The sequence below is a fragment of the Streptomyces sp. P6-2-1 genome, from assembly GCF_050613165.1.
Lineage (GTDB): Bacteria > Actinomycetota > Actinomycetes > Streptomycetales > Streptomycetaceae > Streptomyces.
The window spans coordinates 808,088-831,940 of record NZ_CP192513.1 but is presented as its reverse complement, the minus strand read 5'-3'; the positions used below and the strand labels follow the sequence as shown (position 1 = coordinate 831,940).

The following is a 23,853-nucleotide window of genomic DNA, read 5'->3' as shown; positions in this document are numbered from 1 at the left end:
GCGGGGAGCGGCACCACCGAGAAAGGCACTTTTCGTGCGTAACCACACCCGCGGCATCAGCACCCGCACCGCCACCCGCCGTACCACCCGCGTCGCCACCGCCGTCGCCGTCGCCGGGGCACTCGGCCTCGGGCTCGCCGCCTGCGGCTCCGACGACGACTCCGCCAAGAGCGGCTCGGGCGACAGCGACAAGGCGCTCGTCGTCGCCGCGTCCCCGACCCCGCACGCCGACATCCTGAAGTACGTCCAGGACCACCTGGCCGCGAAGGAAGGGCTCAAGCTCAAGGTCAAGGAGGTCACCGACTACGTGACCCCCAACACCGCGACGCAGGACGGCTCCGTCGACGCCAACTTCTTCCAGCACAAGCCGTACCTCGACGACTTCAACAAGAAGAACGGCACCGACCTCGTCCCCGTGACCGCCGTGCACCTGGAGCCCCTCGGCGCCTACTCGCACAAGGTCAAGAGCCTCGACGAGCTGAAGAAGGGCGCGACCGTCGCGCTCCCCAACGACGCCACCAACGAGGCCCGCGCGCTCAAGCTCCTCGAAGGCAACGGGCTCATCACGCTCAAGTCCGGCGCGGGCGACGACGCGACCCCCTCGGACATCGCGAAGAACCCGAAGAACATCTCCTTCAAGGAGCTGGAGGCCGCGCAGGTCCCGCGCTCCCTCGACGACGTCGACGCCGCCGTCATCAATGGCAACTACGCCGTCGAGACGGGCCTCAAGCCCGCGAAGGACGCGCTCGTCCTGGAGAAGGCGAAGGACAACCCGTACGCGAACCTCCTCGTCGTCAAGGACGGCAAGGAGAGCGACCCGCGCGTGAAGAAGCTCGCCAAGCTCCTCCACTCGCCCGAGGTGAAGAAGTTCATCGAGGACAAGTACGAGGGCTCGGTCATCCCGGCCTTCTGAGCACGGCACACAGCCGTACGCGCCCGACGGCCCCGGCCCCCGACCCCGTTGCGGGCGGGGCCGGGGCCTTCGCGTGCCCCGGTGGTGCGCCCCCCTGGCCCCATGCTGCATGCTGGACCACCCGGCACAGCGGCCCCGCGGGCCGCCGAAGACACCGACCAGGCCCGACCATCACGGAGCGGCGCATGACTTCCCTCTTCCCCGATGTCTCCCTCAGTACCGAGCGGCTGGTCCTGCGCCCCTTCGAAGCCGACGACGCCGCCGCCTGCGCCGACATGATGAACGACGATCCCGTGGCCGCCTGGACCACGCTCCCGCACCCCCTCACGCCCGCCCACGCCCGCGACTGGATCGCCCATCAGGCCCCCGGCGCGCGGCTCGGCGGTGACGGACTCGTCCTCGCCGTCACCGAGTTCCTCACCCAGCGCCTCGTCGGCCTCGTCCGGCTCAGCCGCACCGACTGGGACCTGCGGGCCACCGAACTCTCCTGCGTCACCGCCTCCTGGGCGCGCGGCGAGGGCTACGCGGCCGAGGCGGCGCTCGCGATGGCGCAGTGGCTCTTCACCGGCCAGCGCTTCGCCCGCGTCGAACTGCGCACCGCGGCCGACAACACGGCCGCGCAGCAGGTCGCGCAGCGCATCGGCTGCGTCAGCGAGGGCGTGCTGCGCGGCGCCTGGATAGCCAGGCACCGCGACGCCACGGGTGTCCTGCGCCCCAGCCGCACCGACCTCATCGTCTGGAGCCTGCTCCCCGAGGACCTCGACGAGGACCTCGACGCCCCCGCCGTCCACGAGGAGACGCGCTCCGGGCACGGCCCGGTCCGCGCCTACGCGGACTGGAACTGACGGCGGCAGGAGGGGCGTACGCGCCCGGCGGGCGCACCGGTCCGGCGCGGGAATGGGCCTGAGGGGGACGCGCCCGTCCCGGCGCGCGGGCACCGCGCGCACGGCCCCCACCCGGACACGCGTGCGAGGCCACGGGGCGACCGGTACGCTCACCCCTGCCCGTACGGCCCCGCACCCTCACCGGGCCCCCGCTCAGCCCACACCCACAGGAGACTCACGAAGATGGCCGACCGGGTCACGGTGATCGGCTGGGACGGCTCGCCGCTGACCGAGGCGGCCCGCTCCGCGCTCGGCGCCGCGACGCTCGTGGCCGGGGCCGCCCACCACCTCGCCCTCCCCGAAGTACCGCGGGACGCCGAGCGCATCAGGCTCGGCAGCGTCCACCTCGCGGCCCGCCGCATCGCCCTCCACCGGGGCAGCGCCGTCGTGCTCGCCGACGGCGACCCCGGCTTCTTCGGCGTCGTCCGCGCCCTGCGCGCCGGCGAGCACGGACTGGAGGTCGAGGTCGTGCCCGCGGTCTCCGCCGTCGCCTCGGCCTTCGCGCGCGCCGGGATGCCCTGGGAGGACGCCCAGGTCGTCGTCGCCCACCCGCGCACCCTGCGCCGCGCCGTCAACGTCTGCCGCGCCCACCCCAAGGTCGCCGTCCTCACCTCGCCGGGCGCGGGCCCCGCCGAACTCGGCCTGCTCCTCGAAGGCGTGCACCGCACCTTCGTGATCTGCGAGGAACTCGGCACCGCGCGCGAACGCATCACCGTCGTGACATCGGACCGCGCGGCCGACCACGCCTGGCGCGATCCCAACGTCGTCATCGTCATCGGCGGCAACGCCGCCGCGGGCGGCACCGACAACGGCTGGATCGCGGGTCGCGACCCCGGCGGTCCCGTGCGCGGCTGGGCGCTTCCCGCGCGCGAGTACGGGACGGGGGAGCCCCTGGAGGGTGAGGCCCGCGAGCTGCGCGCCGCCCAGCTGGCCCGTCTCGGCCCGCGTACCGGCGACCTCGTGTGGGACATCGGCTCGGGGACCGGGGCCTTCGCCGCGGAGGCGGCCCGCTTCGGGGCCGCCGTGCTCGCCGTCGACGCCGACCCGGACGCCTGCGCCCGCACCACCGCGTCGGCCCGCCGCTTCGGCGCCCGTGTACAGGTCGTGCACGGCAGCGCCCCGCACATACTCGAAGACCTGCCCGAACCCGATGTCGTACGGGTCGGAGGCGGCGGCGAACCGGTCGTCTCCGCCGTCGCCGACCGCCGCCCGGCCGCGATCGTCACCCACGCCGGGACCCGCGACGAGGCCGAACTGCTCGGCCGCACCCTGGCCGAGCACGGCTACGCCGTCGAGTGCGCGCTGCTCCAGTCGGTCGCCCTCGATGTGGGGGAGTGGACCGAAACCGAACGTACCGTCGTGTTTCTCCTTTCCGCCCACCGTCCTGATCGCGCCCCGTGAACCAGTGGCCACAGCCAGCGGGGTAGGCTGGCCGATCGTCGTACAGCTTTCCGAGCTGCCCCCGGCACCCCGAACCGGCCCGTAAACCCCAGGTCGGCCCCGTGATCCGGGGCCCTGAGGGGCGGGCGCGCGCCGACGTGGCGCAGTCCACAGCCGACTGTGGCGGAAAGTGGCCGTCACAACCGTGCCGGGACCGGGAGAATGCCCCGGGACGGCAGGGTTCTGCCCGCATCGTGCCGCAGGGCGCGTGCGCTCGTTGCTCCCCGTGGGAGGCCGAAGGGCCTGCCGGTGAGCGACGGAAGGACCCGGCCGTCGGCGGCAGGTCCCGGAAGGCACGGGAAGCCGGTACGACCGGAGACAAGCGAAACAGCTGACACGTGGGCGAGGGGTACGCATGACGGACACCGGCAAGGGCCCGGCCGAGGGGCAGCCGGAGGCTGCGGCACAGCCGGGCCCGTACCCGTACCAGGGGTACGCCGCAGCTCCGGCCGAGGACGACGACCTCCTCTTCATGCCGGGCGCGCAGGGTGCCTGGACCGAGGCACAGCCCGTACTCGCCCAGCCGGTGCAGGCGCCCTACCAGGGGCCCGGCACCGAGGGGAGCGCGCAGGGGAGTTACGGGGCCGGGCTGCCCGGCACGGAGGCGGTGGGCGGCTACGCGGCGCCCCTCGCCGACGGCGCCGTACCGCAGGCGGCCGCGCAGGCCGTGCCCGTGGCCCCGCTCCCGCAGCCGGCTCCGGTGTCGCCCGTACCGGTCGCCGCGCCCGTCGCCCCGCTGGAGCAGCCGAATCCGGACGGCCTCGCGGTGACGCCGGAGCACGTCCAGGGATATGCCGGGACCGAGGGGTTCGCCGGGCCGGAGGTCTTCGCCGTCCCCCAGCCGCAGGCCACCGGGGGCGCGGCCGCCGAGGCCGCTCCCGAAGCCCGGGCCGAGGAAGCCCCGGTGGCGGAGAGCCAGGCGCCGGAGAGCCAGGCGGCGGAGAACCAGGTGGTGGAGAACCAGGTGGCGGAGAACCAGGCGGTGGACGTTCCCGCCTTCGAGGACGCCTCCGCGCAGCCGCACGCGCCCGAGCCGCACGAGACCGACGGCCGTGACAGCGGCGCCGTCGACCTCTCGGCCGTCCGGGCCGCCGCCGCGCCCGCCCAGGCGCCCCAGCGCCGTCCGCTTCACATGGGCCCCGCGCTCCCCGACCCGCGCAACAGCCCGGTCCGCACGCTCGCCGACCGGGGCCCCGCCGCCCCGCGCCCCGAGTACGCGACGACTCACAGCGGTACGGGATGGACGACCGTTCCCGCGCAGCCCCCCGCCCCGGCGGCGGTCGCGCAGGATGTGACGGGGTGGCAGCCCGTGGCCGACGCCGTCGCCGTCGCCTCGCCCGAGGCCGAGGAGGCCGAGGAGACTCTGCGGACCGCGCCCGCCGTGGAGTCGCAGGCCGCTCCCGCCGAGGTGGCCGCCGCGCCGTCCGCCGCCGAAGCGGAGGCACGGCAGGCCGCCGGGCCGGAGTCCGCCGGGGAAGCGGCGCCGGGTCGCGAGGCCGAAGCGGCGGTGGCGGATCAGGCCGCCTCGGCGGAGGCGGCCGTCGTGGCCGGGCCGGCCGCGGTACCCGAACAGGCCGCCGAGCAGGAACCGCTGGCCGAACCGGAGCCCGCCCCCGTGGCCGAACCTGCCGCCGAGCGGACGCCCGAGGCGGGACCCGCGCCGGTCGCGCCCGCCGAGTCTGTCGCCGCCGCGGGCGCTGTCGACCCCGTCGCCCCTGCCGACCCTGTTGCCTCCGTCGCCGCGGAGCCCGTGCCTGCCGAAGCGGCCGCCGAGCCCTCGGCGGCGCCCGCCGGAGCCGAGGTGCCCGGCCCGGCCGTGGCGATTCCCGCGCAGCAGGCGGCTCCCGCCACGGCCGAGGAGGCTCCCGCGCCGGAGACGCCCGAGCCCGCCGAGACCTCCGAGCCCGCTGAGCTGCCCGCCGAGCCGTCCGCCGCCGAGCCGTCCGTCGCGGCCGCACAGCAGCCCGTACCGGAGCGGCCCCTCGCCGAGGAGCCCTCCGCCGAGCGGCCCGCCGCCCCGGCGGAGACCGCTCAGCCGGTGGCTCCCGAGCCCACCACGGCGGAACCCGCGGCCGAAGAGCCCCCCGCCGCCCACGCCATGACCCCGCCCGCCCCCCTGCCCCACCTCCCCGGCACGCCCGTCGGGGCCGCGCACTGGCCGAGCCCCGCCGGGACCGTGGGCGAGCAGGACCCGGAGGACGTGCCCGAGGTCGCCCAGGACGAGCAGGGCCCGTCCGGCGCCGCCACGCCACCCGAGCCCGAGGCCACCGAGCCCACGACGCGCGAGCCCGCGCCCGAGGCGGAGGCCGCGCCCGAGGTGGAGGCCGCGCCCGAGACCACTGCCACGAACGAGGCCGCCCCCGCCCCCGTCGCGCCCGAGGCCCCCGCAGGGCCGCCCGCGCCCGGGTACGACGAGGCCGAGCGCGAAGCCGTGCTGCGCGTCATGCGCGAGCGCCGCGACATCCGCAACGGCTTCCGCTCCGACCCGATCCCGCACGACGTGCTGCTCCGCGTCCTGGAAGCCGCGCACACCGCGCCCAGCGTCGGGCACTCGCAGCCCTGGGACTTCGTCGTCATCCGCTCCGAGGACACCCGGCGCGCGATGCACGAACTCGCCGAGAAGCAGCGCGACGCGTACGCCGCCTCGCTCCCCAAGGGCCGTGCGAAGCAGTTCCGGGAGCTGAAGATCGAGGCGATCCTCGACACGCCCGTCAACATCGTCGTCACCGCCGACCCGACACGCGGCGGCAGGCACACCCTCGGCCGCCACACGCAGCCGCAGATGGCCCCGTACTCCTCCGCGCTCGCCGTCGAGAACCTGTGGCTCGCCGCGCGCGCCGAGGGCCTCGGCGTCGGCTGGGTCAGCTTCTTCGACGAGCGCGAGATGGTCCGCGCGCTCGGCCTGCCCGAGCACCTGGAGGTCGTGGCGTACCTGTGCGTCGGGTACGTCGACGAGTTCCCCGACGAGCCCGAGCTGACGCAGGCCGGGTGGTCCAAGCGGCGCCCGCTCTCCTGGGTCGTGCACGAGGAGACGTACGGCCGCCGCGTACTCCCCGGCGCCGAACCCGCCGATCTGCTCACCGAGACCGTGCGGCGCATCCGCCCGCTGGACGCGAAGGCGCTCGGCGAGGCGTGGGAACGGCAGAAGCGGATGACGAAGCCGCCGGGGGCGCTCGGGATGCTGGAGATCATCTCCGCGCAGCTCAGCGGCCTCTCGCGGGTCTCCCCGCCGCCCATCCCCGAACCGGCGGCCGTCGCGATCTTCGCGGGCGACCACGGCGTGCACGCCCAGGGCGTCACCGCGTGGCCCCAGGAGGTGACCGCGCAGATGGTCGCCAACTTCCTCGGCGGCGGCGCGGTCTGCAACGCCTTCGCCAAGCAGGTCGGCGCCGAGGTGTGCGTCGTGGACGTCGGCGTCGCGGCCGAACTGCCGCCCACGCCCGGGCTGCTGCCGCGCAAGGTACGGGCGGGCACGGCGGACATGACGGTGGGCCCCGCGCTCAGCCGCGAGGACGTCACCGCCGCGATCGAGGTCGGCATCGAGACCGCCAGGGACCTCGTCGCCGCGGGCAACAAGGCCCTCCTGACCGGCGAGATGGGCATCGCCAACACGACCGCTTCCGCGGCGCTCATCTCCGTCTTCACAGGGACCGACCCGGCCGAGGTCACCGGGCGCGGCACCGGCATCAACGACGAGATGCACGCCCACAAGGTCGACGTCATCCGCCGCGCGCTCGACCTGCACCGCCCCGACCCCGCCGACCCCGTCGGCGTGCTCGCCGCGGTCGGCGGCCTGGAGCACGCGGCGATGGCGGGGCTCCTCCTCGGCGGCGCCTCGCTGCGCACCCCGGTCATCCTCGACGGAGTGAGCGCGGGAGCGGCGGCCCTCGTCGCCCGCGCGATCGCCCCCGAGGTCCTGGCCGCGTGCATCGCGGGCCACCGCAGCGCCGAACCCGGTCACGTCGCCGCGCTCAACAGCCTCGGCCTGCGCCCCCTCGTCGACCTCGACCTCCGCCTCGGCGAAGGCACGGGGGCTCTCCTCGCCCTGCCCCTCGTGCAGAGCGCGGCGCGCGCGATGCACGAGGTCGCGACCTTCGACTCGGCGGGCGTCACCGAGAAGTAGTCCCTGGTGGGCGGTGCGGCACCCCCGCGCCGCCCACCCCCGGCGCACCCATCGGGCGCCGGTCCCACCCGCATTAAGCTGGCCCCCGCGGAGCGACGCCGCACCGCCTTCCCCCGCCCCAAGGAGCCGCTCCGCCATGCCCTCCGCCGTCACCGAGGTCACCCACCCCGCCTACCCCGCCGGACTCCGCCTCGCGGGCCGCAAGGTCGTCGTACTCGGCGGCGGCCAGGTCGCCCAGCGCAGGCTCCCGGCCCTCCTCACGGCCGGCGCCGACGTCCTCCTCGTCTCTCCCTCGGCGACCGCGTCCGTCGAGGCGATGGCCGCGGCGGGCGAGATCCGCTGGGAGCGCCGCCCCTACCGCGCGGGCGACCTCGAAGACGCCTGGTACGCGATCGTCGCGACCGACGACGACGCCACCAACGCCGCCGCATCCGCCGAGGCCGAGGAGCACCGCGTGTGGTGCGTACGCAGCGACGACGCCGACGCGGCGAGCGCCTGGACCCCCGCCACGGGGCACAGCGCCGGCGTCACCGTCGCCGTGCTCACCACCGAGCCCGCCGAGCGCGACCCGCGCCGTACCGCCGCCGTGCGCGACTCGCTCCTGCGCGCCCTGGACGAGGGCCGCGTCGCGGTGCCGAGGCGGGCGGCCGGTGACACACCCAGGGTCGCCCTCGTCGGCGGCGGCCCGGGCGACCCCGATCTCATCACCGTGCGCGGCCGTCGCCTCCTCGCCGAGGCCGACGTCGTCATCGCCGACCGGCTCGGGCCCCGCGACCTCCTCGCCGAACTCCCGCCGCACGTCGAGGTCATCGACGCGGCGAAGATCCCCTACGGGCGCGCGATGGCGCAGGAGGCGATCAACGAGGCGCTCGTCACGCACGCGAAGGCGGGCAGGTCCGTCGTACGGCTCAAGGGCGGCGACCCCTTCGTCTTCGGGCGCGGCATGGAGGAGGCCCAGGCGCTCGCCGCCGCCGGCATCCCCTGCACCGTCGTCCCCGGCATCTCCAGCGCGGTCAGCGTCCCCGCGGCCGCCGGCATCCCCGTCACGCACCGGGGCGTCGCCCACGAGTTCACCGTGGTCAGCGGGCACGTCGCGCCCGACGACCCGCGCTCGCTCGTCGACTGGCCCGCCCTCGCCCGGCTGCGCGGCACGCTCGTGATCCTCATGGGGGTCGACAAGCTCGGCGCGATAGCCGAGGCACTCGTGCGCCACGGCCGCGACCCCGAGACCCCCGTCGCGCTGATCCAGGAGGGCACCACGGCGGCCCAGCGCCGCGTCGACGCGCACCTTTCGACAGCGGCCGAGACCGCCCGCGCGCACGACGTCCGCCCCCCGGCCGTCGTCGTCGTCGGCGCCGTCGCGGCCCTCGGCGCCTGACAGACCCTCGTACGCACGACCCAAGGCGGCACACCGTGGCAGTACCCGAACGAGTCGACGACCCCGCCGACCCCCGGCTCGGCGACTACACCTCGCTCACCGACGTCCAGTTGCGCCGCCGCCGCGAGCCGGAGGAGGGGCTCTTCATCGCCGAGGGCGAGAAGGTCGTGCGCCGGGCCCTGGCAGCCGGGCACGGCATGCGCTCGATGCTGCTCACGGAGAAGTGGCTGCCGTACATGGCCGACGTGATCGAGGCGAGCGAGGCACCCGTCTTCGTCGTGAGCCCCGAGACGGCCGAGCGGGTCACCGGCTACCACGTGCACCGCGGAGCCCTCGCCTCGCTCCACCGCACTCCGCTGCCCGCCCCGGCCGACGTCCTCGCGGGCGCGCGCCGCGTCGCCGTCTTCGAAGACCTCGTCGACCACGCGAACCTCGGCGCCGCCTTCCGCAACGCCGCGGCACTCGGCGTCGACGCCGCGCTCCTCACACCGCGCTGCGCCGACCCGCTCTACCGCCGCGCGGTGAAGGTCTCGATGGGCGCCGTCTTCTCCCTCCCGTACGCGCGCCTGGAGAACTGGCCGAAGGACGCGGACACCATCAAGCGGGCCGGATTCACCCTCGCCGCCTTCTGCCTCTCGGACCGCTCCCTGACCCTCGACGCCCTCGTCGCCCGCGAGGACCCCCGCCTCGCCCTCCTCTTCGGCAGCGAGGGCCCGGGCCTGACTCCGGCGGCGCTCGAAGCGGCCGATGTGCACGTCCGCATCCCGATGGGCGCGGGCATCGACTCGCTGAACGTCGCGGCGGCGACAGCGGTGGTCTTCTACGCGACGCGAGCGACGAACGGCGACGAAGCCGGACCGTCCGGCATCTGACGAGTGGGGCCCGGAGCCCCGCGAGGTGCCCCCGCCGGAAGACCGACTACCGGCGGGCAGCAGGGCGGACCCTCAGCCCCGTGCCCTCAGCCCAGTCCCTGCACCAGCATGATCCCCAGCGCGACAATCAGCGTGACCACGCAGAAGACCACGAGCCGCTGCCGCAGCAGGCGTGGATTGGCGGGACGGCGGCCCGTGCCCGTACGGGTGCCGGGGCGGCTCCTGCCGTCGGTCCGGGCGCCTCCCGGGCGCCGCTGCCTGCCCTCGGTGGCACGCGGCGTACGCCCCGCGACGGCACTCCGCTCGGCGGCGGGGGAGGGACGGGTCTCGGGGCCGGGGCCCTGCGTGCCCGGGCCCTGACGCCGCGCCCCGCGCCCCGCGCCCGTGCCGGTCTGCGCCCGCCCTTCCCGTGCGGGAGCCGGACGCTCGCCGCGCGGCTTGGCCTGCGCGGGAGCCGCGGCCTCCGGCCTCCTGCGGCCGCGCGGCGCCGGGGTCACCGGGCGCTGCTGCGTCGCCTGCTCGGCGTACTGCTCGGCGAGGCGCCCGGTCGGCCGCTCCAGGACCTCCCGCTGCCCCGAGCCGCGCGCACTGCCGGGATGCCGCGTCTCGCGCGCGGCGATCTCCTTGAGCCGCAACGAGAGCTGAAGCGTGCTCGGCCGCTCCTCGGGGTCCTTCGCGAGACAGGCCCGCACGAGCGGGGCGAGCGCGTCGGGGACGCCGCGCAGGTGGGCCTCCTCGTGCACGACGCGGTAGAGCATGACCTCCGAGCTGCCCTGCCCGAAGGGGGAGTCCCCCGTCGCCGCGTAGGAGAGCGTCGCACCGAGCGCGAAGACGTCCGTCGCGGGTGTGACGGCCGCGCCGCGCACCTGTTCGGGCGCGAGGAAGCCGGGGGAGCCGACCGCGGTGCCGACGTGCGTGAGGGTGCTCGCCCCGGTCGCCCAGGCGATACCGAAGTCGATGATGCGCGGGCCCTTGGGGGAGAGCAGGATGTTCGACGGCTTGAGGTCCCTGTGCACGACCCCCGCCTCGTGCACGGCGACGAGCCCCTCCGAGAGCGCGGCGCCCACGGCGGCCACCTCGGCGGCCGTCAGCGGACCCTCCTCGGCGACCTTGTCGTGCAAGGAGGGGCCCGGTACGTACTGCGTGGCGAACCAGGGCCGCTCGGCCTCCAGGTCCGCCGCCACGAGCCGTGCCGTACAGCCTCCGCGAATGCGCCGGGCCGCCGAGACCTCACGGGCGAAACGCGAGCGGAACTCCTGGTCCTCCGCCAGATCCGGGCGGATGACCTTCAGCGCGACGCGCTGGCCCTTGCGATCGGAGCCCAGGTAGACGACGCCCATCCCGCCCGCGCCGAGTCGCCGGTGAAGCCTGAACGAGCCGACGACACGCGGGTCCTCGCGCCGGAGCCGCATCATCGTCATGTCCATCCCCGCTGCCCGTTACTGCTGACGAGCCACAGCTTACGTTTCCACGCGCCGGTGCGCGCTGAGGCCGCGCCCTCCGTGACCGAACGATTGTCTTCGCGGGACGCGCTGGTGAAGGACGCTCACGGTGACGCCCCTTCACCCGCCGTACGGTGTCCCCCTTTTCACCCAATTCCCGCAGGCTGGGGGCCTTTTCGCCGAGGGGGAGCGAGTCGCCCCGCGCCGCGGAGCCGCTGTCGCACTCGCCCCGGCGAGCGCCCGCGGCCCCACCCGCCCCCACCGGAATCCCGCCTTCCGCCCGTGATCCACATCACGGCTCTCAGGGGAGTCCCCCAGGGGATCTCCACCCAGGGGAGTAGGGGACCCCTCCGCCATCCTCCTGGGGGAGGCCCGGGATTCGGTACGAGGGCATGACGACCCCCTCTATCCCGGGGGGCGAGGATGGAGGCACAGCGACGGGAGCGCCACCCACCCCCCGAGGTCACGCCCCCGTCGCTCTCACGACCGACACCTTCGGCAGGAGAAGGACCGATGGCCACGACCGTGCCCGAGGCACCCCGTGCTCGCACGCGCCCCGCGCGCCGCCACCCCCTGGTGGCCGCCGCCATCGTCCTTCCCCTCGCGGCCCTGCTCGTCGTCGTCTTCGGCGGCTGGGAAGCAGTGGTCCTCCAGGCGTCGTCCGTGGGCATGATGCCGTGACGCGCGGTTAGCGTCACGGGCCCGGAAGAGCGGTCCGGGCGGGGACATCCATGCCCGTGAAACCCCGTGGGGACGGGGGTGCGGCGGACGGCAACAGATGCCCGCGCGGCTGGGGAGCCGCGCGGGCATCATTTTTGCCCGCCCGCGCGGAATCCGCGGAGATTCCCTAGGCTCGCACACGTGCACCCGACCACCCGGCCGTCCCTGTGACCGCCCCCCGGCCGCCCGCCCGCCCGGCTCCGCACGGCGAGAGCCAGGGGGCCCCGGCGAGGCCGCACGGCACGCGCCCGGGCGAAGGACGGGACAGCACGAAGGACTGCGCGACGGGCAGCGCGAGGGCGCGCACCGAGACCGAAGGGGCGACACCGTCCCGCTCAGGAACCCCCCGGACGGAGCCCCTGCGGCACGGGGCAGAAGCGGGGACGGGGACGGGCGCCGCCCGGGCCGGGACCGGAGCCGCCCGAACCCGGACCGCGGCAGCCCCTCGGGAGGCTGCCGCCGGAAAGCAGCGGGGCGCGGCCGCCGGGGAAGGCACAGGAACAGGCGCGGATGACGACGGAGCCGGGACACGGGCCGCGCGCCCCGGGCCCCTCCCCGGGCCCCCGCCCTCCGCCACGGACCCGGGTGGGAGCGGGGCCGGTGCCGCGGGGCCGCGCCCCGGCGGGCCGCCCGGCACCGCGGCGGCCGTGCGCGACGGCGGCGATCGCGACCGCCCCTCACCCGGCGCAGCCCGCGCGCCCGGCACGGACCCGCACGGCGAAAGCCCCGGAGCCCTCGCGGGGACGGAGAAGGGCGCCCTGCCAGACTCCCCGCCACCGCGGATCGGGGGCTCCGCCGCAGGCGGCGCCCAGGAAGGGGCCGCACGGGAGGACATCGCTCCGGCGCAGGGGAGCGGTGCCCTCGGTACGGGGGAAGGCGGCCCCGCGCGGGACGGCGGTCGCCCGGTCGGCGGACAGCTCGCAGGGGCGGGGCTGCCCGGGGATCGGGGCGGCCCCGCCCCGGCACGGGACGGTGACGGGCGGCGGACGGGAACGAGCGAAGACCGGGAGGCGGCCGCGGCCGAAGGACCCGGCGGCCCCTCCGGACCCGGGCACGCCGACGTCGTAGCGCCTGGGCACCCCGGCGTCGGGACGCCCGGGCACCCCGGCGTCGGGACGCCCGGGCACCCCGGCGTCGGGACGCCCGGGCACGCCGGGGTCGTGGCGGCGCGGCAGCACGAGGACACCGCGTTCCCCGCGCCTCCGGGGCCCGGGGCGCCCTCGGTGCCCCGTACCGCGGACGATCTCGTCACCGCGCTGCGCGGGCACGCCCGCACGGCCGCGCACCGCCTGGAAGGTCCCTGCTCCTGCGTCCGGCGCGCTGGCGCGGGCATCCCGCGTTCCCCTGACGTCGCCGAGCCCGTGCTCGCCGACCGGCCCGACGGCACCGTCGTACGGCACGGAGACGTCGTCGCGAAGGCGCACGCGCCCGGCACCCCGCCCGCCGAACTCAGCGCGCGCCTCGCGGTCGCCGCGCACCCCGCGCTCGCCGGGGTACTGCTGCCCCCGCTCGGCCCCCTCGCGCACGGCACCCGCCTGATCAGCTGCTGGCCCCACGGCTCCCCCGTGGACCCGCACGCCCCCGAACTGGCCCCCTGGGAAGAGGCGGCCGTCCTCCTGGCCCGCCTGCACACCGCCGACCCGCACGCGCTGCCAGGGCCGCTGCCCGCCATGCGCGGCCCGGTGAAGGCGGCCCGCGCCGTCGCGCGGATGCGGAAGGCCGCGCCGCAGGGCGGCGCCCTCGTCCTGCGCGCCTGGGCGACGCTGCCCGCCTGGGCGCGCGGCGAGACGGCAGGGCCCGCCCTCGCGCTGTGCCACGGCGACCTCCACCTCGGACAGCTCGTGCGCCACCCGGCCCCGCACGGCCCGTGGCGGCTCATCGACATCGACGACCTGGGCCTCGGCGATCCCGCCTGGGACCTCGCCAGACCCGCGGCCTGGCACGGCTGCGGACTGCTCTCGGCCGCCGACTGGTCCACCTTCCTCGGCGCCTACCGGGCCGCGGGCGGCAGCGCGGTGCCCGGCGAGGGCGACCCCTGGCCCCGGCTCGACGTCCCCGCGCGCGCCCTCACCGTGCAGACCGCCGCGCTCGCCCTGGCCAAGGCGACCGAGGCGGGCCGTCCGCTGGACGACGCGGAGACCGCGGTACTCGACGCCTGCGCCCGGATCGCCGAGCTGCCGCCCGCCCGTCCCGAGGGGAACTCCTGACCCCGTCCGCGCGTCCTGACAGGAGGAATGAGGACGGCCCGGTACCCGGGAAACCGTCGCGTCAGGCGAGGAGTTGGAGCCAGGATGCATTGTCCGAAGTGCGGTGCCCCCATGCACACGTACAACCGCAGCGGAGTCCAGATCGAGCAGTGCGGCGGCTGCCGCGGGATATTCCTGGACTACGGAGAGCTGGAGTCGCTGACCCGCCTGGAATCGCAGTGGTCGCAGCCGGCCCCGCCGCCGCAGGCATACCCCGCGGCCCCTGCCGCCCCCTGGGGCGCCCCGCACCACGGCGGTCACCACGGTCACCACGGCGGTCGCCGCGGCTTCGGCCGGATGCTCTTCTCCTCCTGAGCCCTGAGCCCTGAGCCGGGCGCCGGGCAAGCGGGCGGTCTCGTACGTGCGAGAGGCCGCCCGCGCGCGTACGAGACCGCCACGGCCCGCGCACCGCACCGCTCCGGGCCCCCGCGCACGAAGAAGCCCCCGGCCGCAGGGCCAGGGGCTTCGGTGCGTGGACGATACTGGGATTGAACCAGTGACCTCTTCCGTGTCAGGGAAGCGCTCTCCCGCTGAGCTAATCGTCCTCGGGACCACCCTCGCGACCCGAAGGCCGCGAGAGGTGAACTCACGTGCGCGATACTGGGATTGAACCAGTGACCTCTTCCGTGTCAGGGAAGCGCTCTCCCGCTGAGCTAATCGCGCGGGACGAGACGCGCGGCCCGGGGGCCCGGTCTCGGTGGACGATACTGGGATTGAACCAGTGACCTCTTCCGTGTCAGGGAAGCGCTCTCCCGCTGAGCTAATCGTCCTTGGAGGTGGAGACGGGATTTGAACCCGTGTAGACGGCTTTGCAGGCCGTTGCCTCGCCTCTCGGCCACTCCACCCCGTAATGAAGAACTCGGGAAGTCCTTCATCATCGAGCGGACGACCAGGTTCGAACTGGCGACCTCAACCTTGGCAAGGTTGCGCTCTACCAACTGAGCTACGTCCGCTTGTCGGTGTCCGGGGCACTTGGCGCGTCCCGGCGACGAGTGGAACTCTAGCGGATTCCCGGGCCAGTACAAAAACGCGTTTGCGCAGCGTGCGCGTGCACGGCCACGGGGAGCGAGCGGACGGCCACGGCGCACGCCCCGCGCGGAGCCCGCTCCCCGGCGCCTGCCTACACTCCCCGCGTGCACCCCCCGACCCCCCTCGCCCGCTTCGGCGACCTGCTCGCCACCGGTCTGCGGGACGTCACGAGCGACCCCGCCGCGCTCGACAGCTCCGGCTTCTGGGCCGTCGTCGCCGACTTCGACGGCGCCCTCGTCTGCGCCCGCTTCGACGACGTACGCAGGGCGAAGGCCGCGCCCGCGCGCCCCGGCGCCTGGCGCGGCCCGCGCGCGGACGCGTGGACCTCCTCGCTCGACCACGCCGCGTACACCGCGGGGGTACGGGAGATTCGCGCCCGCATCGCGCGCGGCGAGGTCTACCAGGCGAACCTCTGCCGCGTCCTGAGCGCCCCGCTGCCCGATCCCGCCGCCGACGTGGACGCGCTCGGCGCGCTCCTCGCGCGCGACAACCCCGCCCCGTACGCCTGCGTCGTGCGGCTGCCCGCGCACGGCGTCGAGATCGCGAGCGCGTCACCCGAACTCTTCCTGCGCCGCGCGGGCCGCGTCGTGGACTCGGGCCCCATCAAGGGCACGGGACGGACCCCGGACGACCTCCTGGAGAAGGACCACGCCGAGAACGTCATGATCGTGGACCTCGTCCGCAACGACCTCGGCCGCGCCTGCACGACGGGCAGCGTCACCGTCCCCGAACTGTGCGCCGTGGAGCGGCACCCGGGGCTCGTGCACCTCGTCTCGACGGTACGGGGCGAACTCGCGCCCGGCGTGGGCTGGCCAGGACTGCTCGCCGCGAGCTTCCCTCCCGGCTCCGTCACGGGGGCGCCCAAGTCGAGCGCCCTGCGCCTCATCGCGGCGCTGGAGACGGCACCGCGCGGTCCCTACTGCGGTGGCATCGGCTGGGTCGACGCCGATCGCGGTACGGGGCGGCTCGCCGTGGGTATCCGTACCTTCTGGATCGACCGCGCGGAGCCCGCGGGCCCCGTCGTGCGCTTCGGCACGGGGGCCGGTATCACGTGGGGCTCGGACCCGGAGCGCGAATGGCGCGAGACCGAGCTGAAGGCGGCGCGGCTGCTCGCGATAGCGTCGGGCCCCGGAGAGGCCCCCGTACCGGAGCCCGTCCGTCCCCCGGAAACCGCCGTGACCGCCGAGACCGCCGAAAGCGAAGGAAGCCCCCGATGACTGTGCGCACCATCTGGATCAACGGCGGACTGCGGGCCGCCGAGGAGGCGCGCGTCTCCGCGCTGGACCACGGCATCACCGTGGGGGACGGCGTGTTCGAGACGGTCAAGGCCGTCGACGGGGCCCCGTTCGCGCTCAGCAGGCACCTCGACAGGCTCGCCCGTTCCGCCGCAGGACTCGGCCTCCCCGAGCCCGATCTCGACGAGGTGCGCCGCGCGTGCGCCGCCGTGCTCGATGCCGAGCCCGTCGCGCTCGGGCGGCTGCGCATCACGTACACCGGCGGTGTCTCGCCGCTCAGCTCCGACCGCGGTACGGAGGCGCCGACCCTCATCGTCGCCGTCGGCGCCATCGCGCCGCGGCCCGACACCACCGCCGCCGTCACGGTGCCGTGGGTGCGCAACGAGCGCGGCGCGCTGAGCGGGCTCAAGACGACCTCGTACGGGGAGAACGTCCTCGCGCTGGCCCGCGCGCACGAGCACGGCGCCTCCGAGGCGCTGTTCGCCAACACCGTGGGACAGCTCTGCGAGGGCACGGGCTCCAACGTCTTCGTCGTGCTCGACGGGACCCTCTGCACGCCGCCGCTCGCCTCCGGCTGCCTCGCCGGCGTCACGCGCGCCCTCGTCGCCGAGTGGGCGGGCGCGCAGGAGCGCGACCTCCCTCTCGACGTCCTGGAGCGCGCCGACGAGATCTTCCTGACCTCGACGACGCGCGACGTCCAGGCCGTGCACCGCGTCGACGACCGTGCCCTGGGGCAGGCCCCCGGACCCGTCACGGCGAAGGCGATGCGCGTCTTCGCCGAGCGCTCCGCCGCGGAGCGGGACCCCGCCTGAGCACCCTGGTGGGGCGGCGAGGGCGCGGGGTAGAAAGGCCGTGATGACCACGACCCTGCGGCCGACCGAGCCGCTTCAGCAAGATCCCGGCGGGGCCCGTCACCGTGCGTACGAGATCCGCGTCAACAGCCGCCCCGTGGGCGGGCTCGTCCTGAGCGCACGTCCCGGGTACGGACTCGGGTCCATAGTCGGCCTCCGCGTCGCGGAGGACGACCGGGGCAGGGGGCGCGCGGCGGTCGCCGTGCTCGCCGCCGAGGAGGTGCTGCGGAGCTGGGGCTGCCGGCGCGTTGAAGGCGTGGTCCCTGCCGGGTCCGAGGCCGGGCTGCGGCTCGCCACCTCGCTCGGGTACGTGGAGGACGCGCGCGTCCTGCGCAAGGTGCTCCAGGGACGGGCCCCAGGGCTGCCCGCGGGCTCCGTCGCGCGGCCCATGACCGAGGCCGAGTTCGGTGTGTGGCGGGAGCGCGAACAGCTCGCGCACGCCGGGGTGTTGCGCGAGCACCTCGGGCTGGGGGAGGACCAGGCGCGCGAAGTCTCCGCGCACGACCTCGCCGCCTCCTTCCCGCGGGGCCTGCGCAGCCACGGTCAACGGCTGTGGGTCCTGGAGCACGAAGGTGTCGCGGTCGGCACCCTGTGGGTCGCCGACCGCGAGACGGACGTCTACGTGATGGCCGTCGAGGTCGCCGAGGAGCACCGCGGCCGGGGCCACGGACGCTCCCTGCTGCGGTGGACCGAGGCCGACGGGCTCACGGAGGGCCACCGCGCGGCGGAACTCACCGTCCACACAAGCAACGCCCCGGCGCTGCGGCTCTACACCTCGCTCGGCTACCGGCCCTTCCACCACCACTTCGTGAAGCCACTGGGCTGAGCCTGCCGCTGTGGCTGTGGCTGTGGCTGTGGCTGTGGCTGTGGCCGTGGGCGAGTGGCCGTGGGCCCGGCCGGTTCCGGGGCGGGTGTGGGCCGTGCGGCGCGGAACCGGCCGGGTGCGGACCGGAACCGGTCTCGCGCGCTCAGCCCGCCAGAAGCCCGTCCGCGATCTCCTCGATCCGCTCGCGCAGCCCCTCCTGGGACGTGCTGCCGTCGAGGAGCGTGCCGCCGATCTCGTACGTGGGCGTGCCCTTGACGCCCAGGGCCTTGCCCTCGGCCTGATCGGCGTCCACGGCCAGGATGTGCCGCCCGTCGATCAGCGCGGTGTCGAACTCCTCAGCGTTCAGGCCGAGTTCACCGGCGACCTCGACGAGGAACGGTTCCCCCGCCGCGGCGAACTCCGCGACGCGGCGCAGCACGCCCGCCACGAAGGGCCACCCCTGCCCCTGGGCGAACGCCTCCTCGGCCGCCTGCGCGCCGGCGAAGGCGTGCTTGTGCTTCTCCAGCGGGAAGTGGCGCAGCCGGATCTCCAGTCGGTCGCCGTACCGCGCGCGCAGCGCGTCCAGGTCGTCGAGGGCGGTGCGGCAGTCGGGGCACTGAAGCTCGCACCAGACGTCGAGGACGACGGGGGAGTGGGCGGCGGGGGCGGGCGTGGGTTCGTTCATCGGGCCAGTTTCCCACTGGCGTGCGCGGTGCCCGCGCACGCGGGGTTCCCTCGCACACCCCTGAGAAAACCCTGATCCTTTCGGGACGGCGACCCTGAGAAGTCCCCCATTTCGGCACGGGGTGGGGCTGTCCCCATGTCGTCGTTCCCCCGGACGGTGCACGATGGAGGGGAAGAGGACCGGCGAGGCGCACGGGCGCGGAGCCGGTGGATGCCGTACGGAGATGCCTGGAGGGGCCCCGATGCTCGCCGAGACGATCTGTTCCGCCGTATCGGTGGCCGGCCTGGGGATCGCCGCCGTCACCGCCTACCGCAAGCGCTTCCTGAGCGCGGCACGGATCGCCGCGTACTCGCTCGTGCCGATCGGCCTCGTCATGACGGGTGTCGTGAAGTGGCTCGCGCACACCGCGTTCAGCCCGATGGCCTGGGCCGGTTTCGTGGTGCTCGGGGCCGCCTGGCTGCTCTTCCTCGCGACGCGTTCGGTCGAGCGGCGCAAGTACGGGACCCGCAAGGAGCGCAGGGCCGCGGCCCGCGCCGCCAAGGAGAACGAGGCCACCGCACCGGCTGCATCGGGCCCGGCGCTCCCAGGGCGCGAGCCCGCTCGTCCGGCGTCCGGCGGTGCGGGCCGGGCCGCCGGTTCCTCGCGTGGCGCGAAGCCCGACGAGGACTTCAGCGACATCGAGGCGATCCTGAAGAAGCACGGGATCTGAGCCGCCGGCGTGCGTTCCGCGTGGTCCCTGTGTTCCGTGTGTTCCGTGTGTTCCGAGGGGTGAGACACGGCTGTTCGAATCACAGGGGGAACGTGGCAGCTCGGGGTGCCCCATCACTCTGCGTCAATAGAACTCGTACGCGTGAACCGGTGAATTCCGCGACCTGAGGGGCATTTCGGGCCGGGGAGCCGTGGCGGGTGGGTCATGATCGCTGCGTCATGCCCGAGACCTCCCTGGACGAGGGGCAGGCGGCAGCGGTCTCCGTTCCGCCCCTGCCCGTCCCGCCGCACCGCGCAGCGTGCCCCGGCCTCGCCGTCCCCGCTCCCCGCCCACCGTCCGCCACCCAGGTGCCGGCGTCGTCGGCAGGACCGGCGCCCGCGGCGCCACCGAGCGCCCCCGACCCCGTGGACGCCCCCACCCCCGACGAGCGGCCCGAGGCCGTCACGCAGGCGCACCGCACGCCCACGGGGAACGAGGCGGGCTGCCTCTTCGCCCTCTCCCAGCCACCGCTGATGATCTTCCTGACGGTGGTGGGCCTGCTCCTGCTGATGGGCGCGGTCCACGACCTCTACCTGAGCTGAGGCCGCAGGGCAGGGGGGCAAGCGCTCGCCGGGGTGGGCCGTGGCCCGGGCCGCCCCAGTGGGTGGCCCGGGTTCGGGCGTGCCGTCTCCGGCTGGGTCAGTTCGTGGTCGCCTCCTTGCGGCGGGCGCGGTAGGCGGCGACGTGGAGACGGTTTCCGCAGGTGCGGCTGTCGCAGTAGCGGCGCGAGCGGTTGCGGGAGAGGTCGACGAAGGCGCGGCCGCAGTCAGGCGCCCCGCAGCGGCGCAGTCGCTCGCGTTCGTCGGCGACGACGAAGAAGGCGAGTGCCATGCCGCAGTCGGCGGCGAGGTGGTCGGCGAGCGAGGCGCCCGGCGCGAAGTAGTGCACGTGCCAGTCGTAGCCGTCGTGGTCGGTGAGCCGGGGCGTGGTGCCCGCGGTCGCGACCAGCTCGTTGATGATCCGTACCGCCGACACGCTGTCCGGGGCGGCGAAGACCTCCGCGAAGCGGGCCCGCACGTGGTGCAGCGCCTGGACGTCCGAGGTGTCGAGCACCCCGGTGTCGCTGAGGCGGTGCGCGCGTACGAATTCCTCCAGCTCGGCCACCGTGGCGAGCGTCTCGGCCCGGCCCTCCGCCGGAGCGCTGTTGACCAGGTCGACCACCGCCTCCAGTGCGCACCGCGTGTCGTGGGTGATCAGCACCGTGGACCCCCTGCCCCGAGGCGGGCCCCCTGCCCGCCGGTGACGGCCGATGCTAGTCCGGGCCGGGTCGGGACACGACACGGCCGCCGCTCCGGGCGTACCGGAACGGCGGCCGTGCCGTACTCCTCCCACGGCGGGCCGTGGGCGGGGCGGGACCCGTACCGCCGCCCCGAGTCGGGCGGTGCGGGTCGTCGGGGTGGGCCTCCTGACGTCGGCTTCTGGCGGCAGCCGCTCTCAGCTCTCGGCCAGGATGTGCGACAGCTCCGTGTCCAGGTCGAAGTGGCGGTGTTCCGTGCCGGGTGGCACGGCGGCGTCGGTCCGCTTGAGGAAGGACTCCAGGGCCCGCGCGGGGGCCTCCAGCAGCGCCTCGCCCTCCGGCGAGCTGAGCGCGATACAGACGACGCCCTGACCGTGGCTGCGGGACGGCCAGACGCGGACATCGCCGGTACCCGTGGGCCGGTGCAGGCCCTCGGCGAGGAGGTCGCGGGCGAAGACCCACTCGACGGTCTCCTCGGCTCCGGTGTGGAAGGTGGCGTGCACGGCGTAGGGATCGGCCGTGTCATACCGCAGCCCTGCCGGGACCGGCAGGGACGACTCGCTCGACACAACGAGGCGCAGGTGCAGCTCGCAGCTCACCGTGGTGTTCATAAGCGCCAGGGCCTTTCGCTCAGTGTGCGCTCGGGGATTCGCACGTCGGCGAAATCGACATGCCACCTACGGTGCCGTTGTAAACCCCTCTGGGCGGTTTCTTGTGCTTTGCGTCACTCGTACGGGCGAATCCTTTTTGTCGCCTTACCTCCGTTCCGGTGGGCGTGCCACTCGGGTAGAGTCCGGACGCACCGGAGGGGCGGTGCGAGGACAGGATGACGGGGGTCATGAACGAGACGAGGAACGTGCCCGAGCAGCGGGAACAGACGCCGGAGCCCGAGGGCTCGACGCCGGAGGAGCCCGCGAAGGGCCTCGGTTCGCGAGCGCCGCGCTTCGTCCGGGAACGCCGCACGCTTCACCTCAGCTGGCAGGTCGGCGTCTTCGTCGTCGGGCTCGCTGTCGTCGTCGCCGGGGTCCTCATGCTCGTCCTGCCGGGACCCGGCTGGGTGGTGATCTTCGGCGGCATGGCGATCTGGGCCACCGAGTTCGTCTGGGCCCAGCTCGTGCTCCGCTGGACGAAGCGCAAGGTCACCGAGGCCGCGCACAAAGCGCTCGACCCCAGGGTCCGCCGCCGCAACATCGTCCTCACCAGCGTCGGCCTGGTGGTCATCGCGGCGCTCGTCCTCGTGTACGTGGCACGCTTCGGCCTGGAACTTCCCTGGAACATCACGGAGTGAGCGCCCGGCGGCCCCGCGTGACGCGCCCGGGCGGAGCACCCCCTGACATGGGGTAATGTTCTCTCTGCGTCCGGGCGATTAGCTCAGTGGAAGAGCGCTTCGTTCACACCGAAGAGGTCACTGGTTCGAACCCAGTATCGCCCACCCCGGGACCGGCCCGGAGGCTTCACAGCCTCCGGGCCGCAGTCGTGTCAGGGGCGGCGCGGAAGGCGTCCGGGCTCGCGCGGAACGCGTCCGGGGCGTCGCGCGGCGCCCGCCGGGGCAGACTCGCGCCATGCACCCGTACCACTACCGCTTCCGCAGCCGCTGGCTGCTCCCCGCCCCGCCCCGGCGCGTGTACGCGGTGCTCGCGCGGCCCGAGGAGTACCCGCTCTGGTGGCCCCAGGTGCGTGCCGCGCGCACCGCGCCCGACGGCCGCAGCGGCTCGGCGCGCATCCGCTCCGTGCTCCCGTACGACCTGCGCGTCACGATCCGTGAGATGCCCGGGCCCTCGCGGGGGCCCGGCCCCGACGGCGTGGGCGTGCTGCGTGCCGCGGTCGGCGGGGACATCCGCGGGGAGCTGGGCTGGCGGCTGAGCCCCTGGGGCGCGGGGACGCTCGCCGAGTTCGAGCAGCGGGTCGAGGTCGTGACCCTCCCGCTGCGGCTCATGTCGCTGCCCGGCCGGCCGCTGCTGCGGCTCAACCACCGGCTCATGATGCGGGCGGGGGAGCGCGCGCTGCGGGCCGCGCTCACCAGGGCGGAAGACGGTGCGCCGGGGCCTGGGGAAGCGGTTTGAACGAAGGGCGCCGGGCCCTGTATGGTTCCTTGCGTCCCGGGCGATTAGCTCAGTGGAAGAGCGCTTCGTTCACACCGAAGAGGTCACTGGTTCGAACCCAGTATCGCCCACCGGGTAGGCCGGTCCGTCGAGTTGACGGACCGGCCTTTTTGTCGGCCGCCGTTCTCCCGGACCCTAGGCGGCGCCCGTCAGCGCGGGGCCCAGCGGCCAGCCCTCCTCCGGCTCCGGCGCGCGCGTCGCCTGGAGCCCGAACCACGGAACGGCGGGGCCGCGCGTGCTCCATGTCGCCTGGAGGGCGTGGAGTTCGGCCGCGTTGAGGCGCCCGAGGCGGGCAGCGAACCGGCGTCCCAGCGCGCGGACGACGTGCAGCGCGGCCAGGGCGCGCGCCACCGGGTCGTGCGGATCGCCGCCCGGCACGCGGTAGACCGAGCACAGGGTCCGCAAGGCGCGGTCGCCCTTGCGGAAGCGATCCAGCCGCGTGTCGAGCAGCACCGGGTCCAGGACCCGCAGCGGCTTCGGGCCGAGCCTGGCCGTCAGCGAGGTGGCCCGGTGGCGGCGCAGCTCGCGGTCGAGCAGGGCCAGCGCGACGGGGGCGTCGAGGACGACGAGGGGGCGCCCGGTGAGCGCGTGCTCGTGCAGGGAGCGGGCCACCTCGTCCATCACGGGGGCGGGCCAGCGCCCGTTGCGGCGGATGTGTTCCTCGCTCAGGCCGAGCGCCGCCCGCGCGGACCGCGGGACCGGGGTGCCGGGGCAGACGAGCCAGCGTTCGCAGCGGGGCGGGGCGTCCGCGTGATCCTGCGCGACGACCGCCGCCGAGAGGATGCGGTCCTGCGCGGTGCGGGGGCCTGTGGGGGTTGCGGTGTAGGCGGCGAGTGGTCCCTCGTACCAGCTCATTCTTGTCAACCTCTCCTGGCGGGTGGGTGGTTGGCGCCCCTGATGCCGACGAATGGATACCCCTTCCTCCGGAGGGTCAGTCGGGGGCGGGCCGTTGTGCGGGAGCGGGGGCCCCCTCCGCGCGTGCGCCCCTTCGCGGGGCTCCGCCCCCGCGTCCGGCTCCTCGACCTGCCCCGGCCTTCGGCCCGGACCCCCGGAGAGGCGTGTTTTTCCGGCCGATCACCGGAAGAACCCGAGGGGCGCGGCCCGGTAGCATGGAAGGCCCGCGTGCCTCGGCGCGTGTCCATT

General features: G+C 75.1%; 21 protein-coding genes and 7 tRNA genes. 18 read left to right on the top strand and 10 right to left on the bottom strand.

The features are described from left to right. Window positions 1-55: 55 nt before the first annotated feature. The 6 genes from ACQYWQ_RS03725 to ACQYWQ_RS03700 all read left to right on the top strand — a co-directional run bounded on the left by ACQYWQ_RS03725 (window position 56) and on the right by ACQYWQ_RS03700 (window position 9,610). Window positions 56-913, top strand: coding sequence for a MetQ/NlpA family ABC transporter substrate-binding protein (locus ACQYWQ_RS03725; RefSeq protein WP_431039053.1), 858 nt, complete (start codon window positions 56-58; stop codon window positions 911-913). A 185-nt stretch (window positions 914-1,098) separates the two neighbouring features. Further along, entirely contained in the window at window positions 1,099-1,758 is a 660-nt protein-coding gene (locus ACQYWQ_RS03720; RefSeq protein WP_431032429.1) for a GNAT family N-acetyltransferase, read from the top strand. A gap of 222 nt (window positions 1,759-1,980) precedes the next feature. Next, window positions 1,981-3,198, top strand: coding sequence for a precorrin-6y C5,15-methyltransferase (decarboxylating) subunit CbiE (gene cbiE / locus ACQYWQ_RS03715; RefSeq protein WP_431032428.1), 1,218 nt, complete (start codon window positions 1,981-1,983; stop codon window positions 3,196-3,198). Between the two features lie 394 nt (window positions 3,199-3,592). Then, a complete protein-coding gene (gene cobT, locus ACQYWQ_RS03710) occupies window positions 3,593-7,360 on the top strand; it encodes a nicotinate-nucleotide--dimethylbenzimidazole phosphoribosyltransferase (protein WP_431032427.1) in 3,768 nt (1,255 codons plus the stop codon). 136 nt (window positions 7,361-7,496) lie between these two features. Next, the gene (cobA, locus tag ACQYWQ_RS03705) at window positions 7,497-8,738 is read left to right on the top strand and encodes a uroporphyrinogen-III C-methyltransferase (RefSeq protein WP_431032426.1); all 1,242 of its coding nucleotides are present in this window, start codon (window positions 7,497-7,499) and stop codon (window positions 8,736-8,738) included. A gap of 35 nt (window positions 8,739-8,773) precedes the next feature. Next, window positions 8,774-9,610: a TrmH family RNA methyltransferase gene (locus ACQYWQ_RS03700; protein WP_431032425.1), complete on the top strand. Its 837-nt coding sequence runs from the start codon at window positions 8,774-8,776 to the stop codon at window positions 9,608-9,610. Between the two features lie 86 nt (window positions 9,611-9,696). Here the strand turns inward: ACQYWQ_RS03700 and ACQYWQ_RS03695 are convergent, their stop codons facing one another. After that, on the bottom strand, window positions 9,697-11,037 hold the full coding sequence (locus ACQYWQ_RS03695; RefSeq protein ID WP_431032424.1) for a protein kinase domain-containing protein: 1,341 nt from the start codon (window positions 11,035-11,037) through the stop codon (window positions 9,697-9,699). A 528-nt stretch (window positions 11,038-11,565) separates the two neighbouring features. Here ACQYWQ_RS03695 and ACQYWQ_RS03690 point away from each other — a divergent pair. The 3 genes from ACQYWQ_RS03690 to ACQYWQ_RS03680 all read left to right on the top strand — a co-directional run bounded on the left by ACQYWQ_RS03690 (window position 11,566) and on the right by ACQYWQ_RS03680 (window position 14,333). Further along, a complete protein-coding gene (locus tag ACQYWQ_RS03690; protein ID WP_010263598.1) occupies window positions 11,566-11,733 on the top strand; it encodes a hypothetical protein in 168 nt (55 codons plus the stop codon). A 1,262-nt stretch (window positions 11,734-12,995) separates the two neighbouring features. Next, complete coding sequence (locus ACQYWQ_RS03685; RefSeq protein WP_431032423.1) at window positions 12,996-13,979, top strand: phosphotransferase family protein; 984 nt, start codon at window positions 12,996-12,998, stop codon at window positions 13,977-13,979. Between the two features lie 84 nt (window positions 13,980-14,063). Next, window positions 14,064-14,333, top strand: coding sequence for a zf-TFIIB domain-containing protein (locus ACQYWQ_RS03680; RefSeq protein WP_431032422.1), 270 nt, complete (start codon window positions 14,064-14,066; stop codon window positions 14,331-14,333). A gap of 158 nt (window positions 14,334-14,491) precedes the next feature. On the opposite strand, the gene ACQYWQ_RS03675 is transcribed toward ACQYWQ_RS03680, so the two are convergent. From ACQYWQ_RS03675 to ACQYWQ_RS03655, 5 genes are all read right to left on the bottom strand, one after another. Then, window positions 14,492-14,563 (bottom strand) — tRNA-Val (locus ACQYWQ_RS03675). A 46-nt stretch (window positions 14,564-14,609) separates the two neighbouring features. Next, a tRNA-Val gene (locus ACQYWQ_RS03670) sits at window positions 14,610-14,681 on the bottom strand. A 35-nt stretch (window positions 14,682-14,716) separates the two neighbouring features. Continuing rightward, window positions 14,717-14,788 (bottom strand) — tRNA-Val (locus ACQYWQ_RS03665). A gap of 1 nt (window position 14,789) precedes the next feature. Continuing rightward, window positions 14,790-14,863: transfer RNA gene (locus ACQYWQ_RS03660), tRNA-Cys, on the bottom strand. A 35-nt stretch (window positions 14,864-14,898) separates the two neighbouring features. After that, a tRNA-Gly gene (locus ACQYWQ_RS03655) sits at window positions 14,899-14,971 on the bottom strand. Window positions 14,972-15,151: 180 nt separating this feature from the next. On the opposite strand from ACQYWQ_RS03655, the gene ACQYWQ_RS03650 reads away from it, so the two are divergent. From ACQYWQ_RS03650 to ACQYWQ_RS03640, 3 genes are read left to right on the top strand one after another with little or no spacing between them, the layout of a single operon-like run. Then, the gene (locus tag ACQYWQ_RS03650; protein ID WP_431032421.1) at window positions 15,152-16,264 is read left to right on the top strand and encodes a chorismate-binding protein; all 1,113 of its coding nucleotides are present in this window, start codon (window positions 15,152-15,154) and stop codon (window positions 16,262-16,264) included. Further along, the gene (locus ACQYWQ_RS03645) at window positions 16,261-17,094 is read left to right on the top strand and encodes an aminotransferase class IV (protein WP_431032420.1); all 834 of its coding nucleotides are present in this window, start codon (window positions 16,261-16,263) and stop codon (window positions 17,092-17,094) included. The genes ACQYWQ_RS03650 and ACQYWQ_RS03645 overlap by 4 nt, the downstream gene beginning before the upstream one ends. A gap of 43 nt (window positions 17,095-17,137) precedes the next feature. Continuing rightward, the gene (locus ACQYWQ_RS03640) at window positions 17,138-17,959 is read left to right on the top strand and encodes a GNAT family N-acetyltransferase (protein WP_431032419.1); all 822 of its coding nucleotides are present in this window, start codon (window positions 17,138-17,140) and stop codon (window positions 17,957-17,959) included. Window positions 17,960-18,101: 142 nt separating this feature from the next. On the opposite strand, the gene ACQYWQ_RS03635 is transcribed toward ACQYWQ_RS03640, so the two are convergent. Further along, the gene (locus ACQYWQ_RS03635; RefSeq protein WP_431032418.1) at window positions 18,102-18,623 is read right to left on the bottom strand and encodes a DsbA family protein; all 522 of its coding nucleotides are present in this window, start codon (window positions 18,621-18,623) and stop codon (window positions 18,102-18,104) included. A gap of 241 nt (window positions 18,624-18,864) precedes the next feature. On the opposite strand from ACQYWQ_RS03635, the gene ACQYWQ_RS03630 reads away from it, so the two are divergent. Both ACQYWQ_RS03630 and ACQYWQ_RS03625 read left to right on the top strand, forming a co-directional pair. After that, a complete protein-coding gene (locus tag ACQYWQ_RS03630) occupies window positions 18,865-19,332 on the top strand; it encodes a hypothetical protein (RefSeq protein ID WP_431039052.1) in 468 nt (155 codons plus the stop codon). A 218-nt stretch (window positions 19,333-19,550) separates the two neighbouring features. Then, window positions 19,551-19,913 carry a hypothetical protein gene (locus tag ACQYWQ_RS03625; RefSeq protein WP_431032417.1) on the top strand — a complete coding sequence of 121 codons (363 nt, stop codon included), beginning with the start codon at window positions 19,551-19,553 and terminating at the stop codon, window positions 19,911-19,913. 97 nt (window positions 19,914-20,010) lie between these two features. Here the strand turns inward: ACQYWQ_RS03625 and ACQYWQ_RS03620 are convergent, their stop codons facing one another. Then, window positions 20,011-20,571, bottom strand: coding sequence for a CGNR zinc finger domain-containing protein (locus tag ACQYWQ_RS03620; RefSeq protein WP_431032416.1), 561 nt, complete (start codon window positions 20,569-20,571; stop codon window positions 20,011-20,013). A gap of 234 nt (window positions 20,572-20,805) precedes the next feature. Beyond that, window positions 20,806-21,219, bottom strand: coding sequence for an SsgA family sporulation/cell division regulator (locus ACQYWQ_RS03615; protein WP_003959770.1), 414 nt, complete (start codon window positions 21,217-21,219; stop codon window positions 20,806-20,808). Between the two features lie 227 nt (window positions 21,220-21,446). On the opposite strand from ACQYWQ_RS03615, the gene ACQYWQ_RS03610 reads away from it, so the two are divergent. From ACQYWQ_RS03610 to ACQYWQ_RS03595, 4 genes are all read left to right on the top strand, one after another. After that, entirely contained in the window at window positions 21,447-21,896 is a 450-nt protein-coding gene (locus tag ACQYWQ_RS03610) for a TIGR02611 family protein (protein ID WP_431032415.1), read from the top strand. A gap of 72 nt (window positions 21,897-21,968) precedes the next feature. Further along, window positions 21,969-22,040 (top strand) — tRNA-Val (locus tag ACQYWQ_RS03605). Between the two features lie 130 nt (window positions 22,041-22,170). Further along, window positions 22,171-22,671: an SRPBCC family protein gene (locus ACQYWQ_RS03600; protein ID WP_431032414.1), complete on the top strand. Its 501-nt coding sequence runs from the start codon at window positions 22,171-22,173 to the stop codon at window positions 22,669-22,671. A gap of 38 nt (window positions 22,672-22,709) precedes the next feature. Beyond that, a tRNA-Val gene (locus ACQYWQ_RS03595) sits at window positions 22,710-22,781 on the top strand. Between the two features lie 64 nt (window positions 22,782-22,845). Here ACQYWQ_RS03595 and ACQYWQ_RS03590 read toward each other — a convergent pair. Next, window positions 22,846-23,565 (bottom strand): 3'-5' exonuclease, encoded by a 720-nt coding sequence (locus tag ACQYWQ_RS03590; RefSeq protein ID WP_431032413.1) that lies wholly within the window; start codon window positions 23,563-23,565, stop codon window positions 22,846-22,848. Window positions 23,566-23,853: the final 288 nt, after the last annotated feature.

Bases quoted from the DNA above. Each gene is read 5' to 3' on its own strand.
- ACQYWQ_RS03720 (WP_431032429.1), top strand. From the start codon at position 1,099: ATGACTTCCCTCTTCCCCGATGTCTCCCTCAGTACCGAGCGGCTGGTC.
- cbiE (WP_431032428.1), top strand. From the start codon at position 1,981: ATGGCCGACCGGGTCACGGTGATCGGCTGGGACGGCTCGCCGCTGACC.
- cobT (WP_431032427.1), top strand. From the start codon at position 3,593: ATGACGGACACCGGCAAGGGCCCGGCCGAGGGGCAGCCGGAGGCTGCG.
- cobA (WP_431032426.1), top strand. From the start codon at position 7,497: ATGCCCTCCGCCGTCACCGAGGTCACCCACCCCGCCTACCCCGCCGGA.
- ACQYWQ_RS03695 (WP_431032424.1), bottom strand. From the start codon at position 11,037: ATGGACATGACGATGATGCGGCTCCGGCGCGAGGACCCGCGTGTCGTC.
- ACQYWQ_RS03690 (WP_010263598.1), top strand. From the start codon at position 11,566: ATGGCCACGACCGTGCCCGAGGCACCCCGTGCTCGCACGCGCCCCGCG.
- ACQYWQ_RS03680 (WP_431032422.1), top strand. From the start codon at position 14,064: ATGCATTGTCCGAAGTGCGGTGCCCCCATGCACACGTACAACCGCAGC.
- ACQYWQ_RS03645 (WP_431032420.1), top strand. From the start codon at position 16,261: ATGACTGTGCGCACCATCTGGATCAACGGCGGACTGCGGGCCGCCGAG.
- ACQYWQ_RS03640 (WP_431032419.1), top strand. From the start codon at position 17,138: ATGACCACGACCCTGCGGCCGACCGAGCCGCTTCAGCAAGATCCCGGC.
- ACQYWQ_RS03635 (WP_431032418.1), bottom strand. From the start codon at position 18,623: ATGAACGAACCCACGCCCGCCCCCGCCGCCCACTCCCCCGTCGTCCTC.
- ACQYWQ_RS03630 (WP_431039052.1), top strand. From the start codon at position 18,865: ATGCTCGCCGAGACGATCTGTTCCGCCGTATCGGTGGCCGGCCTGGGG.
- ACQYWQ_RS03625 (WP_431032417.1), top strand. From the start codon at position 19,551: ATGCCCGAGACCTCCCTGGACGAGGGGCAGGCGGCAGCGGTCTCCGTT.
- ACQYWQ_RS03615 (WP_003959770.1), bottom strand. From the start codon at position 21,219: ATGAACACCACGGTGAGCTGCGAGCTGCACCTGCGCCTCGTTGTGTCG.
- ACQYWQ_RS03610 (WP_431032415.1), top strand. From the start codon at position 21,447: ATGAACGAGACGAGGAACGTGCCCGAGCAGCGGGAACAGACGCCGGAG.
- ACQYWQ_RS03600 (WP_431032414.1), top strand. From the start codon at position 22,171: ATGCACCCGTACCACTACCGCTTCCGCAGCCGCTGGCTGCTCCCCGCC.
- ACQYWQ_RS03590 (WP_431032413.1), bottom strand. From the start codon at position 23,565: ATGAGCTGGTACGAGGGACCACTCGCCGCCTACACCGCAACCCCCACA.